The organism is Pseudoalteromonas sp. Scap03 (assembly GCF_013393115.1).
Taxonomy (GTDB): domain Bacteria; phylum Pseudomonadota; class Gammaproteobacteria; order Enterobacterales; family Alteromonadaceae; genus Pseudoalteromonas.
In genome coordinates this window covers 2,591,518-2,607,739 of record NZ_VDEU01000001.1, presented here as the reverse complement: position 1 = coordinate 2,607,739, position 16,222 = coordinate 2,591,518, and the positions used below count along the sequence as shown (strand labels likewise).

The window sequence follows — 16,222 nt, the reverse complement described above, 5'->3', positions numbered from 1 at the left end:
GGAAATACCATGGCAATTCATTCCGGCGCAGGGAAAACTGCACCACAATCGGTTTTAGTGAATGTACCAAAGTTAGTGTCTGCGTATTATTTAAATGAGCCTGATCTAGAGCAAAACCCTGAGCATTGTGTTGCCTTTGGCACCTCAGGGCATCGTGGTTGTGCATATGATGTGAAATTTAATGAATCCCACATATTATCAATCACCCAAGCTATTTGTGATTACAGAAAGCAAAACGATATATTTGGCCCATTATTTTTGGGTAAAGACACCCACGCATTAAGCGAAGCCGCCTTTAACTCAGCGATAGAAGTGCTGGTTGCTAACGAAGTGCAAGTGATCACCCAAGAAAATGGCGACTTCACACCAACGCCGGTAATTAGCCACGCTATTGTTAGTTATAATAAAAATCACCCAAATGAATTAGCCGATGGTATTGTTGTTACTCCGTCTCATAATCCTCCTGAAGATGGCGGGTTCAAATATAACCCACCTAATGGCGGCCCTGCAGATACAGATGTAACAAAATGGATTGAAGATAGAGCCAATCAGCTTTTAATGGAAGACTTAGTTGAAGTAGAACTGTTTCCATTTGCTAAAGCGTCGCGTTCTGGTTTTATCCGCTATGAAGATTTAATGACACCGTACATTAATGATCTTGAAAACATTGTTAACTTAAAAGCGATTAGTGATGCTGGTATTAAAGTAGGTATTGATCCATTAGGTGGTTCAGGCATCAACTTTTGGCCAGTGATTGCGAAAAAATACAATCTAGATTTAACCGTTGTAAATGACAGTGTTGATCCGCGTTTTGCATTTATGCCACTTGATAAAGATGGCAAAATTCGTATGGATTGCTCATCACCTTATTCAATGGCGAATTTAATTGCCCTTAAAGATGATTTTGATCTATCGATAGGCAATGACCCAGATTATGACCGTCATGGCATAGTAACACCTGATGGATTAATGAATCCAAATCACTTTTTAGCAGTAGCCATTGATTACTTACTAACGCATCGTGACTGGGATGCCAGCGTTGAAATTGGTAAAACCCTCGTTTCTAGCTCAATGATTGATAAAGTCACTGAGCGTAATAAGCGTAAAGTAAAAGAAGTACCTGTTGGTTTTAAATGGTTTGTTGAGGGGTTAAATAAAGGCAAGTTGGCTTTTGGTGGTGAAGAAAGCGCTGGGGCAGCCTTCTTACGTTTTGATGGCACCGTATGGTGTACAGACAAAGATGGCTTTATCATGGGGCTACTTGCTGCTGAAATTCTTGCAGTTACAGGTAAAACACCGTCTACGTTATATAAAGAACTAGAGCAAGAATTTGGTGCACCAATTTATAAACGTTTAGATGCGCCAGCGACGCCTGAGCAAAAATCACGTTTAAAAGCGCTCAGTGCTGACGATGTTAAAGCCGATACCTTAGCCGGTGAGCCAATTATGCAAAAGCTTACTCATGCGCCAGGTAATAATGCAGCAATTGGTGGATTAAAAGTAGTAACTGAAAGTGGCTGGTTTGCAGCGCGTCCGTCAGGTACTGAAGATATATATAAAATATATCTAGAATCATTTAAAGGCGAAGAGCATTTAGCCTTATTAGAAAAAGAAGCTAAAAAACTGGTTGATTCAGTAATTAGCTAATCTGCAATTAAAATTAAAAACGGCTGATTTATTCAGCCGTTTTTGTATCTACAATTTATAAAACAAAAAGGGCTTTATAGTGATGTCAGCCACTTCAGAATATATTAATCAATTAAAACATGATGGTGATTTTTTAACGCTTTCTCGAAACCATGAATGGCATTTGGATGCAGGCCAATTTACTCTTAATAATAATACGCAAGTAACCGTGCATGATACCGGTGTAATTGAATTTGAGCCTGATTGTATAACGTCAAAGAATGTGGTGCTTTCAAGTGCAATTCATGGCAATGAGACAGCCCCTATAGAAATTTGCGATGAACTGATTAAACACATTATTAGTGGAAAACTTGAATTACAACAACGGGTTTTATTTATTTTTGGTAACCCTCAGTCAATTAATATTGGTAAACGCTTTGTAGAAGAGAACTTAAACCGCTTATTTAATGGGCACCACACTGTTGATGGCATCGCGATGAACGACGAACGTATTCGTGCTGCAAAACTTGAACAGTACGTTAGCGATTTTTATGCACGCTCAGAGCAGGACACGTATCGCTGTCATTATGATTTACATACCGCTATTCGTGGTTCTAAAAATGAGAAGTTTGCTGTTTACCCATTTTTACATGGCAAGCCTTGGAAAAAGTCGCAACTGCAGTTTTTATTGAGTTGCGGAGTTAATACGGTATTAATGATGAAATCACCCGCTACCACGTTTAGCTACTATTCATCGTTTGTGCATGGGGCTGATTCGTTTACCGTTGAGCTTGGGCAAGTAAAACCCTTTGGTGAAAACGACATGTCGCGCTTTGCAAAAACTAAGCAAACATTAACTGCATTAATTAGTCAAAAAGAAGTGGAATACCCTAAATTTAATGCAAGTGACTTTGAGTTGTTTTCTGTTCATCGCACAATTAACCGCACAGAGCAAAACTTTAGCTTCCCGTTTTCTGATGATGCCGAGAACTTTACAGGCTTTGCAAAGGGTGAGCTTTTAGCAACTGATGGTGATAATGCAATTTATGCGGACGTAGAAGGGGAAGCGATTATTTTTCCTAACGCACAAGTTGCTATTGGACAACGTGCACTATTAACGGTTGTGCCTATGCAGGTGGATAGTCGTTTTAGCTAATTCAACACATCAGACCACTTGTTATGAAAGTTTAACCAACTGATTAATAAGTGGTTAATTATATGTATAGTTAACTTGCCAGTTTTTTGCTCAATATTTACTTTTGTTTGGTCACAGTTTTGTTGAATAACACTTTACGTTAACGTAAAGTGTTGGCAGCTTTAATTAAATACAGTGCAGATGTTGCAAAGTTTATTCAGCAACAATCACCCATAATAACAATTTAAAGGGGCACTGTGATACCGACAACAAGAGAAGGTAGGTTATGAGTAATCCCAATAACGTATCGCTGAATATTAACCATGAGCTTGAGTTTATCGACGGTCACGCGCTTAATATTCCAACCCTTAGTATTTTAACTGAGGACGGCGACATTCATCCTAGTGCCCCTGCACCTGACATTTCTAAACAAACCGCTATTAAATTATACGAAACCATGCGTTTTATTCGTTTATTGGATGAACGTATGCAGGGTGCTCAACGCCAAGGCCGTGTTAGCTTTTACATGCAGTGTTTAGGTGAAGAAGCGGCGGTAACAGCCTCTGCGGCAGCCCTTGATCAAGATGATATGATTATGGCGCAATACCGTGAGCAAGCGGCGTTGCACTACCGTGGTTTTACGCTTGACCAATTTATGAATCAGATGTTTTCTAACGAACTAGATCTTGGTAAAGGCCGTCAAATGCCGATCCATTACGGTTCTAAAGCACTTAACTACATGACAATTTCATCGCCATTAGGAACTCAAATCCCACAGGCCACCGGTTATGCATACGGTCAAAAAGTAAAACATATCGATGCTAAAACAGGTGAACTAGCAAGTACTATTGATAAAGTCACCATTTGTTATTTTGGTGAAGGTGCTGCTTCAGAAGGTGATTTTCACGCAGGTCTTAACATGGCTGCAGTGCACAAGGCACCGGTTATCTTTTTTGCACGTAACAATGGTTATGCTATTTCTACCCCAGCTGATGAACAATTTAAAGGTGATGGTATTGCATCGCGTGGCGTAGGGTATGGTATTAAAACCATACGTGTTGATGGCAGCGATGCACTCGCTGTTTATGCAGCAACTAAAAAAGCCCGAGAAATTGCAGCAACCCAAGGTGAACCTGTACTTATTGAATCGATAGCTTATCGTTTAGGCGCGCACTCAACGTCAGATGATCCTAGTGGCTACCGTTCAAAAGATGAAGAAGCAAACTATAAGGCGTGCCCAATAGAGCGCTTTAGAAAATGGCTAGTAAAACAAAACTGGTTAGATGACGCAGAAGATATAAAAGCGAAAGAAACAATTCGTGATGATATTTTGGCGGCACTTAAACGCGCTGAAGTAATTGATAAACCAGCCTTAGAAGAGCTGATTTCTGATGTGTACGATACACCAATTCCATCTTTACAACGCCAATATGATGAGCTTAAAACACATATAAAAGCCCATCCTGATGCCTACCCAACAACAGCAGGGAGAATTAAGTAATGGCTAAAATGAACATGCTACATGCAATTAATTCTGCTTTAGATATCACTATGAATGAGCACCCTCAAGCGTGTATTTTTGGTGAAGACGTGGGTTATTTTGGCGGTGTTTTTAGAGCAACATCAGGCTTACAAGAAAAATACGGTAAGCACCGAGTATTTAACACGCCGCTTACAGAGCAAGGCATTTTAGGTTTTGCTAACGGATTGGCCGCATTTGGTGCACCAGCGCTTGCTGAGATTCAATTTGCTGATTACATCTTTCCTGCGTTTGATCAAATTGTGAATGAATCTGCTAAGTTTCGCTACCGTAGCGGTAATGAATTTAACGTAGGTAATCTAACAATACGAACACCTTACGGCGGCGGTATTGCTGGTGGTTTGTATCACTCGCAATCGCCAGAAGCATATTTTGCTCATACGCCAGGGTTAAAAATTGTCGTGCCGCGTAATCCTTATCAAGCTAAAGGCTTACTTCGCGCATGTATTAAAGACGATAACCCTGTGCTATTTTTTGAGCCAAAACGTTTATATCGTGCATCTACGGGTGAAGTGCCAGAAGAAGATTACAGCATTGAACTAGGCAAAGCTGAGGTAGTTCAAGAGGGCACTGACGTTACTTTATTGGCGTGGGGGGCACAAATGGAAATTGTAGAAGCAGCTGCTAAACAAGCCAGCGAACAAGGTATAAGCTGTGAGGTAATTGACCTTCGCAGTATTCTACCATGGGATGTTGAAACGATTGCTAAGTCAGTGACAAAAACAGGCCGTCTTATTGTTAGTCATGAAGCACCTATTACCAATGGTTTTGGCGCTGAAATTGCGGCAACTATCGCTCAAGAGTGTTTCTTACATTTAGAGTCGCCTATTTTACGTGTCTGTGGTTTAGATACACCATATCCGCTGGCGCTTGAAAAAGAATATGTTCCAGATGCATTGAAAGTAATGGCCGCAATTAAACAATCAGTGAACTTTTAGAGGTTTCCATGGCTAAAGATTTTATATTACCTGACATTGGTGAAGGCATTGTTGAATGCGAAGTAGTCGAATGGCTGGTACAAGAAGGCGATACAGTAAAAGAAGATCAGCCTATTTGTGATGTGATGACAGACAAAGCCTTAGTACAAATTCCTGCGGTACACGATGGAGTGATCACTAAGCTGCATTGCAAAAAAGGCGATATTGCTAAAGTGCATGCGCCGTTATTTGCAATGGATGTTGCCGGGGAAGCACCCAGCGAAAAGACTGAAACATCATCTGCACCAACATCTACTCGTGAACACTTAGAAGATTTTATCTTACCCGATATTGGTGAAGGTATTGTTGAGTGTGAAATTGTAGAGTGGTTAGTAGCAGAAGGCGATGAGATTGAAGAAGATCAAGCTGTTTGTGATGTAATGACTGATAAAGCGTTGGTACAGATACCGGCTAAATATACCGGTACTGTACAAAAGCTATATTATCAAAAAGGTGAAATTGCCAAAGTACATAGCCCGTTGTTTCAAATGACCATAGCAGGTCAAGCCGCAAAAGAAGATGTTGATGTTAATCAAGCGGTCGTAAAAGCACAAAGCAATGCAACTACCGATTCACCGGCTAAACAAACACAACCACAAACTGCGATTGTTAACGAAAAAGCAGTTGCCTCACCTGCGGTTAGACGTAAAGCGCGAGAGCTTGATGTAGATTTAACTTGCGTACCAGGCAGTGGTAAAAATGGTCGTATTTATAAACAAGATATTGAAGCGTTTATAAAAAATGAAGTGCCATCTGGTATGGATACTTCTGAGCTTAATAAACCACAAGCTTCTGAGAGTAAAAAAATCAGCAGCACTGAACATGTAACGAGCACAGGTGGAACGCGAACAGAAGCGATTAAAGGCATTAAAGCGGCAATGGCAAAACAAATGGTGGCGTCGGTTTCAACTATTCCACACTTTACCTACAGTGATGAAATTGACTTAACTGATTTAATTGCACTTCGAGCAGATCTAAAAGAGCAATATAAAGCTCAGGGCGTTAAGTTAACTATGATGCCATTCTTTATTAAGGCGTTATCGTTGGCAATGAGTCAATTTCCAGTACTTAACTCAAAAGTAAATGATGATTGTAGCGAAATTACTTACTATGACGATCATAATATTGGGGTTGCGGTAGATTCTAAAGTGGGCTTATTAGTGCCTAATATTAAAGCTTGTCAAACTAAAAGCATTGTAGAGGTTGCTAACAGTTTAACTCAGCTTACTGATTCTGCTCGCGAAGGGCGAGTTGCACCTGATGATTTAAAGGGCGGTACTATTAGCATTTCTAACATTGGTGCAATTGGCGGCACTATTGCAACGCCAATCATAAATAAGCCAGAAGTCGCGATTGTTGCACTTGGTAAATTACAGCACCTTCCACGCTTTGATCAGCATGGGCATGTAGTTTCACGTGCAATTATGCAAGTAAGTTGGTCAGGTGATCACCGTGTAATTGATGGCGGCACGATAGCGCGCTTTAATAATTTATGGAAAGAATACTTAGAGCAGCCAGCTAAAATGATGATGGCAATGCGCTAATTTTTTTCATTAATAAAAAACCAGCTTATTAGCTGGTTTTTTTATATCTTGAAAAGTAATGAATAAAAGGTAGATCGATTTAGCTGAAAAAATACAGTCCATATCCAACTAATAACGCCGGAACTGCGGTATATAGTGTGGCAATAATGGCCGCTTTGGGTGCCATAGCAATGGCAGGGAAAAGCGCATCGCCATCGTTGGAAATGGCGTTCGCTGCTAAAGCACTAAACGGTATCACACCTTGAATGTATAACGTGGTGACAATGATTTGCGGCCCACAACCGGGTAAAAAACCAATTAATACCGCAATTAAAGGTGCTAAATAGGCATAATTTAAAAACCATGTTTTTAAATCAAGACCAAACACGCTCACCAGTAGTTCAAACAATATAAAGGAGGCAACCACCCACGCGGTTACAAAATGAGTATCTTGCAGTACTTTTGTTATTTTTGAAGGCGGACTGCATACATCATCTTCTGAGGTTACTTCCTTATAGCTTTCACCTTTTGATGATAGCGCCCACATAAACACCACAAACAATGCCATTACTGCGCCAAAAAAACTGACCGCATTTACTACATGATTACCAAATTGGCTTAAATCAATATTAAACGCCAGTACAAAAGCAATCAGTAACCCTGGAATAATAGCAATTAACCAAATAGGCTTGCTCAACTTTATTATTCTGGTTGGCAATACAGTCACTGGTTGTGTTTGCTTTTGATTGGTAGGGCATAAATAACCTGTTTTATGCAGTTTATTAACCAGTAAGCCTGTTAGCGTACCAACGACTAAGCCTATTGCCATTATTGTTAAGCCGTCAGTAGGGCGAGTAGCTAATAATAAAAATGCGGCATCACCCATTGTAGCCGTTAATACCGCAACAATAGCCCCAAAACTGGCTTGTCCCTTAGTAAATTGGGTAACCACAATGATTGCACCACCACAGCCTGGCAGCATTCCTAAAAATGCAGCAAAGCTGACCTCTAACACAGGAGACTTAGCATTTAGATAACGAAGCTCTAGTTGGGGTAAATAATCAATCGCGTAGTAGTAAATAAATAGGGTTGCAGCAACAAACACACTGACTTGAAAAAAAGCATCACTAAGTGCAGTGATTGTTATAGTGCGTAAGCTGGGCAGGGCTAAACAAACTAAAATTAACAGGGGTAAAATTAGGCGTTTATTTTGATGAAAAACACGTTTTGCAGCTGGCGAAATAACTCCTAAATGTTTTGTTAAAAGCATAAAGTACGACCTAATAAATAAACTAGATCGCACTGTACTATTTTATTAAATGATAATCAATATCATTTAAGTGGTTGCTTGAAAAAGCTTATTTACGTTGAAACTCCGAGTTTTCATTCCAAGTAGGCCATTGATTTTGCTGTGAAATATCAAAGCCTACTTTATAAAATAGTTGTAAATCTTGAACCGCACCTGATAAATCCCACTCATCACGATATCTATCACAAGGCTGGTGGTAACAACCGCGCAATACTAAACTCATACGCTTGCGATAATTAGCCGTTTCTTCATCAAACGCTTCTGAACCACCACCAGCATACATAGCAGGTACGCCCATATTGGCAAAGGCAAAGTGATCAGAGCGGTAGTAACCACCTGAAGATGGCTTAGGATCGCCTGATACTGTTCTGCCTTGCTCTTTAGCAGCCGTTGCTAGTATTTCATCCATTTGCGATTTACCAATACCCACCACACTAATATCTTTTACTTTTCCTAATAGGTTTAAGCTATCCATATTAATATTAGCAACGGTTTTATTTGCTGGAATAACCGGGTTAGCGGCGTAATATTTTGAGCCAAGCAAACCTTGTTCTTCAGCGGTTACCGCTAAAAAGGTCATTGAGCGGTCAGGGCGTTTACCTAGTTTAGTAAAGGCTTCAGCCACTTCGAACATACCGGCTGTACCTGTCGCATTATCGTGGGCACCATTATAAATTTGATCGCCTTTACGATTTTTATCCGTTCCTAAATGATCCCAATGCGCAGAGTAAATAATATGCTCGTCTGGCGTTTTACTACCAGGAAGAGTGGCAATAAAGTTATAAGATACCGATTTTTTGATGGTATTTTTTACATTCACAGTGGCAGCTAAATCGCCCATATCTACATGGTAAGCGCCTTTAGCTGCTTCTGCTTTAGCAGTATCAAAATCAAGGCCTGCTTTAGTAAATAGCTCTTTTGCTACATCAACAGTAACCCAACCTTCAACAGCAACACGATCCATGTTGTTATTATCTTTTACAAAACCAAACTGCTCGCCACTCCACGAGTTCTCAACCACTGACCAAGGGTAAGACGCCGGTGCTGTTTCATGAATGATAATAGCGCCCGCTGCACCTTGACGGCTTGCTTCTTCGTATTTATAAGTCCAACGGCCATAGTAGGTCATGGCATCACCGGTAAATAAATCAGGATCTTTAGTTGCAAAACCAGGGTCGTTTACCAGCATTACGACGGTTTTGCCCTTAACATCTAGGCCTTCGTAATCATTCCAATTATATTCAGGTGCGTTAACACCGTAGCCGACAAATACCAGCTCTGAATTTTCAATTCCTTCTTGTGCACTGATGCGGCTACTACCCATAACCATGTCTTTTTTGTATTGGTAGTCTTTACCGCCAATATTAAGCACCATGTCAGAGTCTGCTTCTAATGACACAAGCGGGACTTCTTGAAAAAAACTATCACCGTTACCCGGTTCAAAGCCCAATACAGTAAATTCTTTTGTTAAGTAGTCAAGCGTAAGCTTTTCACCTTCAGATGAAGGAGCACGACCACCAAATTCATCAGAAGCTAACACTTTTACATGCTTAGCAATTTCATCGGCTTGAATGCTGTTATAGCCTTTCGCGACATCGTCAGAAGTGATACTTGTTGTTGCACAACCCGCTAGAATCGCGGTTGTGATTAAGGTCAAAGAAAAATAACGTTTCATATTGGCTCTTTTTTTGTTCTAAGTGGCCCTAGTATATGAACTTCTGTTAATTAGAACCAGTTTTTGCGGTAAACTGTTAGGGATAAAAATGTACAGTAAAGGTAACAATGAAGCGTTTTACTCCCCCAGAACAATTCCAAGCAACGAGCCTAAACACAGGGGCATTTGCTCACTTACGTCAGCTGTTTAAAATTCATCAACAAACAGACTGGCCAGAACCTGCGTATTTTGCCCCGTACTTAAATGCCATAAACGCACATAATCTCCCCATTCGTTTTGTCGATGATGCCAAGGTTGACTTTGCTGAGCGCTATTATGAACAAGTAATTTTTGAAACAGGGGAAGTCCCCACGCGCCAACAAAACTGGCATGATCTGTTTGGTGGTTTTATTTGGTGCTTATTTCCAAAAACAAAAGCCCTAATCAATCAGCGTCATGTAGATGAAATAGCAGTGCATGGTTTAAAACAACGCAGTAAACATCGTAACGCATTAACCCTGTTTGACGAGTGTGGCGTAGTTTTAGCTATTAGTGATTCAAATTGGAAAGCATGCTTAAGAGACCACCAATGGAAAACAGCATTTATAATGCATAGAGAGCAGTGGGGTAAAACTATAGCGCCATTCATGTTTGGCCACGCTAATTACGAAATGTTGACCAAACCTTATATTGGGCTCACAGGCAAAGCATTATTTGTGAATGTACCCGATGAAATATTTTGTAAAGATTTAGTAAAGCAATATCAGTACCTAGATAAGCAACTTTATGAGATGATTAAAAATGATGATTGTTTAGCCGATAATAAACAGCTTTCACCCTTACCCTTATTAGGTGTTCCTGGTTGGTGTGAGGAGAATAACAATTCATCATTTTACGACAACACGGACTATTTTAGACCGAAACGAAGGACACGAAAATGATAGAAGTCACCGCGCTTAAGAAGAAGTTTAAGCTCACTAAAGATCATAAAAAAAATAAAATAGATGAAGTAGACCCACGCGAAGATAAAGACTTTTTTCATTCAGTAAAAAATGTCAGCTTTAGCTGTGCAAAAGGCGAAGTATTAGGGTTGTTAGGGCCTAATGGCGCGGGTAAAACCACCACCTTAAGAATGATTTCAACCGCATTAAAACCGGATGATGGCAGTATTACTATTGCTGGAAATGACATAATTAAAAAGCCACTCATTGGGCGTAAATCTATCGGGTTTTTGTCTGGCTCTACTGGTTTATATGGCCGTTTAACGGTAAAAGAAAATATCGAATATTTTGCAAAGCTACATGGCATGAGCAAGCAGGCAATCAAGGCACGCTGTGAAGAATTATTTACCTTACTCGATATGCATAAATTTATTGATAAGCGTGCTGAAAACTTATCAACCGGTATGAAGCAAAAAGCCAACATTGCGCGTGCTGTGGTGCATCACCCAGACGTGGTTATTCTTGATGAGCCAACTACCGGGCTTGATATTATGACCACGCAAACAGTGATTAACTTTATTAAAGGCTTAAAAGCACAAGGCACTCCTGTTATTTTTTCTACGCACCATTTAGATGAAGTTGCGCTTTTATGTGACCGTGTAGCGGTTATTAATGAAGGTGTAAGTTGTTTTGATGGCACCCTCGCTGAATTTAAACAAGCGGGTAACAGCGAAGAATTAAACCAAGCGTTTATGAACATATTAACGGAGAAGCAAGATGTTTGAAGTTTTTAAAAAGGAATTAACCGAGCTGCTACGCGATAAAAAAACCTTGTTGTTCGTGGTAGTATTTCCGATTGTGGTTTTTCCGTTGTTATTTGCTGTGGTTGCGTTTATTTCTTCGCAAGCCGCGCTTGATGCAGAGCAAAAAGTGAATACTTATGCGATTATCAATGGCGACTTTGCCCCAGAATTTACTGATAAAGTGTTTTATCATAAAAGCTTTGAGTTATATAAAGGCGATAAAACCTTCAATAGTGTTGAGGAGCTAAAAGCAGGCGTAACTGCTGGCGATATCGACATGGGCATATACTTACCAAGCGATGCAGTGCAAACATTAGATGATAAAAAGCAAAGTGAATGGCAAGTTGTATTTAATGATTCAAAATCAATTAACTTCTTATTTGAGCGTGTAAAAGAGCTTGCTAAAGAGTACAGCGATACACTTCAAGAAAGCAAACTATTAAGCTTTGGTATTGATAAAAGCGCACAACAATCTATCTTAAAGCCAATTAATGTGGTTAAAGTTGATACTGCAGACAAACGTGAAAACTTAGGTGAAAAGATGGGTGGGCTTTTACCTTATTTACTTATCCCGTTAGTGCTAATGGGGGCAAGTTACCCAGCAATTGATTTAGGCGCTGGTGAAAAAGAACGTGGCACGTTAGAAACCTTACTACTTACACCAATTACTCGTACCGAGCTCGTATTGGGTAAATTTATTACTCTACTCACTACTTCAATCGCATCAACTACTATTACGGTGATTAGTATGGGTGGGTGGATAGCCTTAGCACTGGCATTTGCTGATCTAGAGTTTATTAAAGCTGCGTTTAGCACTTTAGGCATTACAGACTTGCTAATGATTTTTGTATTACTATTGCCAGTTGCAGCCATTTTTTCTGCATTAGCATTGGCTATATCAATTTATGCACGTTCGTTTAAAGAAGCACAAAATTACATGACGCCGTTAAGTATAGTGGTGTTTTTCCCAATTGTTATTTCTGTTATGCCTAATATGGAACTTACTACTAAAACAGCCTTTATTCCGGTTACTAACGTCGCCTTAGCGATTAAAGAAATTATTAAAGGCACAGTCGATTACACGCTGGTGGGATTGATATTTTTGGCTACGGCACTGATAGCTGGGGCGCTACTAGCATTTTGTGTTAAATGGTTTAACCGCGAAGACGTGTTGTTTAGATAACCATTTTAATTGCAAAGTATAAAAAAAGGTCGCACAGCGACCTTTTTTTATAAATTATCATTAAGAGAGAGTGCTATATGCTTAGCTTTAGTGTTTATCTAGTACTAGATAAGCGAACCTTGGTTTATAAGCTATTAATAAAAAAACCGCTGTATGAAAAACCATACAGCGGTTTTTTAATTAGATTATTATTTATGATTTAAATTGCGCTTTAATAGTTTCAATCGCGCTATCAATATCTATCATAAGTTTTTCACCGGTGCGACGGTTTTTAAGTTCTACCTTATTCTCATCAAGGTTACGCTCACCAATAACAAGTGTGTAAGGTACACCAAGTAATTCCATGTCGTTAAACATAACACCAGGGCGCTCTTTACGGTCATCAAATAACACGTCCAAACCTGCATCTTTTAAACCTTGATAGAGGTTATTAGCAATATCAGGAATACGATGCGATTTATGCATATTCATTGGCACAATTGCTAAATCGAAAGGCGCGATAGCTTTAGGCCATGTAATACCGTATTGGTCGTTATTTTGCTCAATAGCTGCAGCAACAATACGTGATACACCAATTCCATAACAACCCATAGTCATTATTTGGTTTTTACCTGATTCGCTCAGTACACCTGCTTTTAATGCTTCTGAGTACTTAGTACCTAGTTGGAAAATATGACCCACTTCAATACCGCGTTTAATTTGCAACGTGCCTTGACCACACGGGCTAGGATCGCCTTCTACAATATTACGGATATCAGCAACTTCGTAGTTTGTTACGTCGCGATCCCAGTTAATGCCACTAAAGTGCTCATCATCTTTGTTGGCACCGGCTACAAAATCAGCCATTACATTCGCTGTTCTATCAACAATAATAGGCATGTTTAAGCCAACAGGCCCTAAAGAGCCTGGTTTTGCGCCAATGGCAGCAACAATATCTGCTTCGGTTGCCATTTCAAGTGGAGAATCAACCAATGGGTGCTTTTCAGCTTTGAGTTCATTAAGTTCATGATCGCCACGCAGTACTAATGCAACAAGCCCGCGTACGCCGTCTTCATTAGGAGTACCATAAACCACTAATGTTTTAACACCGCGATGGGGTTTTACGCCATAGTGTTTTTTAAGCTCATTAATTGTTTTTGCATCAGGCGTTGGGAATGCTTTTAACTCTTTGCTTGCTTGTGGGCGCGCTTCAGTTGGCGCTAATGCTTCGGCTTTTTCAATATTAGCGGCGTAGTCGCTGGCATCACTAAAAGCAATGGCGTCTTCGCCAGATTCAGCAAGTACATGGAACTCATGCGATACACTACCGCCAATAGAGCCTGTATCTGCAATTACTGGACGGTAATCTAAGCCTAAACGTTCAAAAATATTACAGTAGGCTTTGTGCATAACTTGATACGTTGCATCTAAACATTCATCGGTTAAATGGAATGAGTAGGCATCTTTCATAGTAAATTCACGGGCACGCATAACACCAAAACGTGGGCGGCGTTCGTCACGTACTTTAGTTTGTACTTGGTACAAAGTAATTGGTAGTTGTTTGTAGCTGTTAATTTCTTTACGAACAAAATCGGTGATCACTTCTTCATGGGTAGGGCCCATGGCAAATTCACGATTATGACGGTCGGTAAAGCGCATTAATTCAGGACCGAACTCACTCCAGCGGCCAGACTCTTCCCATAAATCAGCAGGCTGAATAACAGGCATAAGCATTTCAATTGCGCCGGCTTTATCCATTTCTTCGCGTACTATGTTTTCTACTTTTCTTAGCACACGTAAGCCAGAGGGAAGCCAAGTGTATAAACCCGAAGCGACGCGACGGATCATTCCGGCTCTAAGCATTAATTGATGCGAGACAATTTCCGCATCGGATGGCGTTTCTTTAAGTGTAGCGAGTATATATTGACTAGTACGCATGTTTTTTCCGAAATAGAGTGATATGTTCTTTTAATTAAGGCGCTCAGTTTACCAGCGGTTGCATTGACACTAAAGCGCTAAGTGATTTTTTATCGAATTTTATAGCCATAGCAGGGCTTTAAAGTTAGCTTAACTGAGCTCTATATGAGTAACCAGGTGATGAGAATCAGTCACTTGCCAAGTAATGTTGTATTCATACAAATTCATACCATAGCTTTGCACGCCTTGTTTTTGCTTTTTGTAGGCAGGGCGTGGATCTTGTTTTAGCACATTACTAATAAACGCTTGTAGCTCAGGGTAGTGGCTTTGTTTATTTATAAATTCTAAAGCTTGCTGGCTAAATTCAACACTCATTTGAGTCTCTGGGCGCGTATCGGCAAATCCAGCGCTTGCATCGGGTAATGAGTCTGAATAGGGTAAATAAGGTTTTATATCTACGATGGGTGTGCCATCAAGTAAATCAATACCGGCGAGCAATAACGCCAACTGGCCGTTTTTATACTCAATTCCCTCTAACTTTACTGCACTCATGCCAATAGCATTTGGACGAAAAGTAGCACGAGTAGCAAATACGCCTTTACGCTCATTACCGCCAAGGCGCGGCGGGCGAACCATTGCTGAATAGCCTTTATCAGCAGTTTCATGAAAACGAAATAACAGCCAAATATGGCTAAATTCATCTAATCCGCGAACAAACTCTTCACGATTAAATTCTTTGGCAAAAATCAGTTTGGCTTTAGCCTCGGGTACTAATCTAGGTTGCCTAGGAATGGCAAATTTTTGTTTATACGGAGATTGAATATGGCCAATAGCCGAAATTTGATAATCGCTCATAATGCTCGGTTATAGAAAAAATAGAGCGTTATTCTACCTTTTATTGACGTTGCTGGCATTAGCTTAATTTGGGGGGGGTATTTTTAGACTGATAGGTTTAAATGTAAAATAAAAAAGGTAAGGCTAAAAATAGCCTTACCTAACGTTTTAATAATTGAGCTATTATTAAAACATGTATTGGAATGATACTGACGCAACATCCATTTCTGGATCAATGTCATCTTCTAATTCGTAACGCTCATACTCTAAACGCACTTGCATGTTGGTTGTAAATGCATATTCAATACCTGCACCGTAAAACACGTCGCCGCCATCTTGAGATGCGCTGATGCTGCCAACCGGTAGTTCTTGAGTAACGTCTGCATCCCATTCAAACCAACCACCTTTTGCATAAACAGAAAAGTCTTCAGTGATCGGCGCTGCAAAACGTGCTGCTAACGATACGCCATCAATTTCAGCTTTGCTGTCTATATCACTCACTTCATCAAAATTTAGATAGGCAACCTCAAGACTTAAATGTTCATTAAATTGGGTACCAATGTAACCTTTTAACATTTGCGCGTCGTCATCAAAGTCGGTGTCGTTTTCGCTATCTTCAAACTGAAATGAATATTGGCCATAACCAATACCAGTGTAAATACGCGGAGAGTCCATGTCGGTAACATCAGCTTGTGCCGCTGAATTAAAACCCAGTGTTGCTAAAGCAAGTGCAGAAAGAGAAAGTGTTTTAATCATTATATAGCTCCTTTAAAAAGTAATATCGATGAATTATTTCATCAA

13 protein-coding genes are annotated in these 16,222 nt (G+C 40.0%); 8 read left to right on the top strand and 5 right to left on the bottom strand.

The annotated features are described in order from the left end of the window. The first annotated feature begins 9 nt into the window (after positions 1–9). The 5 genes from pgm to FHG08_RS11875 all read left to right on the top strand — a co-directional run bounded on the left by pgm (position 10) and on the right by FHG08_RS11875 (position 6,822). Positions 10–1,647, top strand: coding sequence for a phosphoglucomutase (alpha-D-glucose-1,6-bisphosphate-dependent) (pgm, locus tag FHG08_RS11895; protein ID WP_109874605.1), 1,638 nt, complete (start codon positions 10–12; stop codon positions 1,645–1,647). Between the two features lie 82 nt (positions 1,648–1,729). After that, a complete protein-coding gene (gene astE, locus FHG08_RS11890; protein ID WP_075169178.1) occupies positions 1,730–2,782 on the top strand; it encodes a succinylglutamate desuccinylase in 1,053 nt (350 codons plus the stop codon). 265 nt (positions 2,783–3,047) lie between these two features. Further along, the gene (locus FHG08_RS11885) at positions 3,048–4,262 is read left to right on the top strand and encodes a thiamine pyrophosphate-dependent dehydrogenase E1 component subunit alpha (protein WP_178956129.1); all 1,215 of its coding nucleotides are present in this window, start codon (positions 3,048–3,050) and stop codon (positions 4,260–4,262) included. Next, on the top strand, positions 4,262–5,239 hold the full coding sequence (locus FHG08_RS11880) for an alpha-ketoacid dehydrogenase subunit beta (protein WP_010390106.1): 978 nt from the start codon (positions 4,262–4,264) through the stop codon (positions 5,237–5,239). Before FHG08_RS11885 ends, FHG08_RS11880 begins: the two co-directional genes overlap by 1 nt. Before the next feature lie 8 nt (positions 5,240–5,247). Beyond that, positions 5,248–6,822: a dihydrolipoyllysine-residue acetyltransferase gene (locus tag FHG08_RS11875; RefSeq protein WP_178956128.1), complete on the top strand. Its 1,575-nt coding sequence runs from the start codon at positions 5,248–5,250 to the stop codon at positions 6,820–6,822. 79 nt (positions 6,823–6,901) lie between these two features. On the opposite strand, the gene FHG08_RS11870 is transcribed toward FHG08_RS11875, so the two are convergent. Together FHG08_RS11870 and FHG08_RS11865 are read right to left on the bottom strand one after the other, a co-directional pair. Continuing rightward, positions 6,902–8,071 (bottom strand): putative manganese transporter, encoded by a 1,170-nt coding sequence (locus tag FHG08_RS11870; protein WP_178956127.1) that lies wholly within the window; start codon positions 8,069–8,071, stop codon positions 6,902–6,904. An 88-nt stretch (positions 8,072–8,159) separates the two neighbouring features. Continuing rightward, complete coding sequence (locus FHG08_RS11865) at positions 8,160–9,785, bottom strand: M28 family metallopeptidase (protein WP_178956126.1); 1,626 nt, start codon at positions 9,783–9,785, stop codon at positions 8,160–8,162. A 107-nt stretch (positions 9,786–9,892) separates the two neighbouring features. Between FHG08_RS11865 and FHG08_RS11860 the strand changes: the two genes are divergently transcribed. Genes FHG08_RS11860 through FHG08_RS11850 form a run of 3 tightly spaced genes read left to right on the top strand, consistent with a single transcriptional unit; the run spans position 9,893 to position 12,691 of the window. Continuing rightward, the gene (locus FHG08_RS11860; RefSeq protein ID WP_178956125.1) at positions 9,893–10,705 is read left to right on the top strand and encodes a DUF3025 domain-containing protein; all 813 of its coding nucleotides are present in this window, start codon (positions 9,893–9,895) and stop codon (positions 10,703–10,705) included. Further along, entirely contained in the window at positions 10,702–11,490 is a 789-nt protein-coding gene (locus tag FHG08_RS11855) for an ABC transporter ATP-binding protein (protein ID WP_075169185.1), read from the top strand. The genes FHG08_RS11860 and FHG08_RS11855 overlap by 4 nt, the downstream gene beginning before the upstream one ends. Further along, positions 11,483–12,691, top strand: a complete 1,209-nt coding sequence (locus tag FHG08_RS11850; protein ID WP_178956124.1) for an ABC transporter permease — start codon at positions 11,483–11,485, stop codon at positions 12,689–12,691. Before FHG08_RS11855 ends, FHG08_RS11850 begins: the two co-directional genes overlap by 8 nt. A gap of 192 nt (positions 12,692–12,883) precedes the next feature. On the opposite strand, the gene FHG08_RS11845 is transcribed toward FHG08_RS11850, so the two are convergent. From FHG08_RS11845 to FHG08_RS11835, 3 genes are all read right to left on the bottom strand, one after another. Then, positions 12,884–14,608 (bottom strand): proline--tRNA ligase, encoded by a 1,725-nt coding sequence (locus tag FHG08_RS11845; RefSeq protein ID WP_178956123.1) that lies wholly within the window; start codon positions 14,606–14,608, stop codon positions 12,884–12,886. Positions 14,609–14,737: 129 nt separating this feature from the next. Next, the gene (gene tsaA, locus FHG08_RS11840) at positions 14,738–15,442 is read right to left on the bottom strand and encodes a tRNA (N6-threonylcarbamoyladenosine(37)-N6)-methyltransferase TrmO (RefSeq protein ID WP_054200984.1); all 705 of its coding nucleotides are present in this window, start codon (positions 15,440–15,442) and stop codon (positions 14,738–14,740) included. Positions 15,443–15,607: 165 nt separating this feature from the next. Continuing rightward, on the bottom strand, positions 15,608–16,177 hold the full coding sequence (locus FHG08_RS11835; protein WP_178956122.1) for an outer membrane beta-barrel protein: 570 nt from the start codon (positions 16,175–16,177) through the stop codon (positions 15,608–15,610). Positions 16,178–16,222 lie beyond the last annotated feature (45 nt).

Coding starts and splice junctions, on each gene's coding strand:
- astE (WP_075169178.1), top strand. CDS start 1,730: ATGTCAGCCACTTCAGAATATATTAATCAATTAAAACATGATGGTGAT.
- FHG08_RS11850 (WP_178956124.1), top strand. CDS start 11,483: ATGTTTGAAGTTTTTAAAAAGGAATTAACCGAGCTGCTACGCGATAAA.
- FHG08_RS11870 (WP_178956127.1), bottom strand. CDS start 8,071: ATGCTTTTAACAAAACATTTAGGAGTTATTTCGCCAGCTGCAAAACGT.
- FHG08_RS11835 (WP_178956122.1), bottom strand. CDS start 16,177: ATGATTAAAACACTTTCTCTTTCTGCACTTGCTTTAGCAACACTGGGT.
- FHG08_RS11865 (WP_178956126.1), bottom strand. CDS start 9,785: ATGAAACGTTATTTTTCTTTGACCTTAATCACAACCGCGATTCTAGCG.
- FHG08_RS11855 (WP_075169185.1), top strand. CDS start 10,702: ATGATAGAAGTCACCGCGCTTAAGAAGAAGTTTAAGCTCACTAAAGAT.
- FHG08_RS11860 (WP_178956125.1), top strand. CDS start 9,893: ATGAAGCGTTTTACTCCCCCAGAACAATTCCAAGCAACGAGCCTAAAC.
- pgm (WP_109874605.1), top strand. CDS start 10: ATGGCAATTCATTCCGGCGCAGGGAAAACTGCACCACAATCGGTTTTA.
- tsaA (WP_054200984.1), bottom strand. CDS start 15,442: ATGAGCGATTATCAAATTTCGGCTATTGGCCATATTCAATCTCCGTAT.
- FHG08_RS11845 (WP_178956123.1), bottom strand. CDS start 14,608: ATGCGTACTAGTCAATATATACTCGCTACACTTAAAGAAACGCCATCC.
- FHG08_RS11875 (WP_178956128.1), top strand. CDS start 5,248: ATGGCTAAAGATTTTATATTACCTGACATTGGTGAAGGCATTGTTGAA.
- FHG08_RS11885 (WP_178956129.1), top strand. CDS start 3,048: ATGAGTAATCCCAATAACGTATCGCTGAATATTAACCATGAGCTTGAG.
- FHG08_RS11880 (WP_010390106.1), top strand. CDS start 4,262: ATGGCTAAAATGAACATGCTACATGCAATTAATTCTGCTTTAGATATC.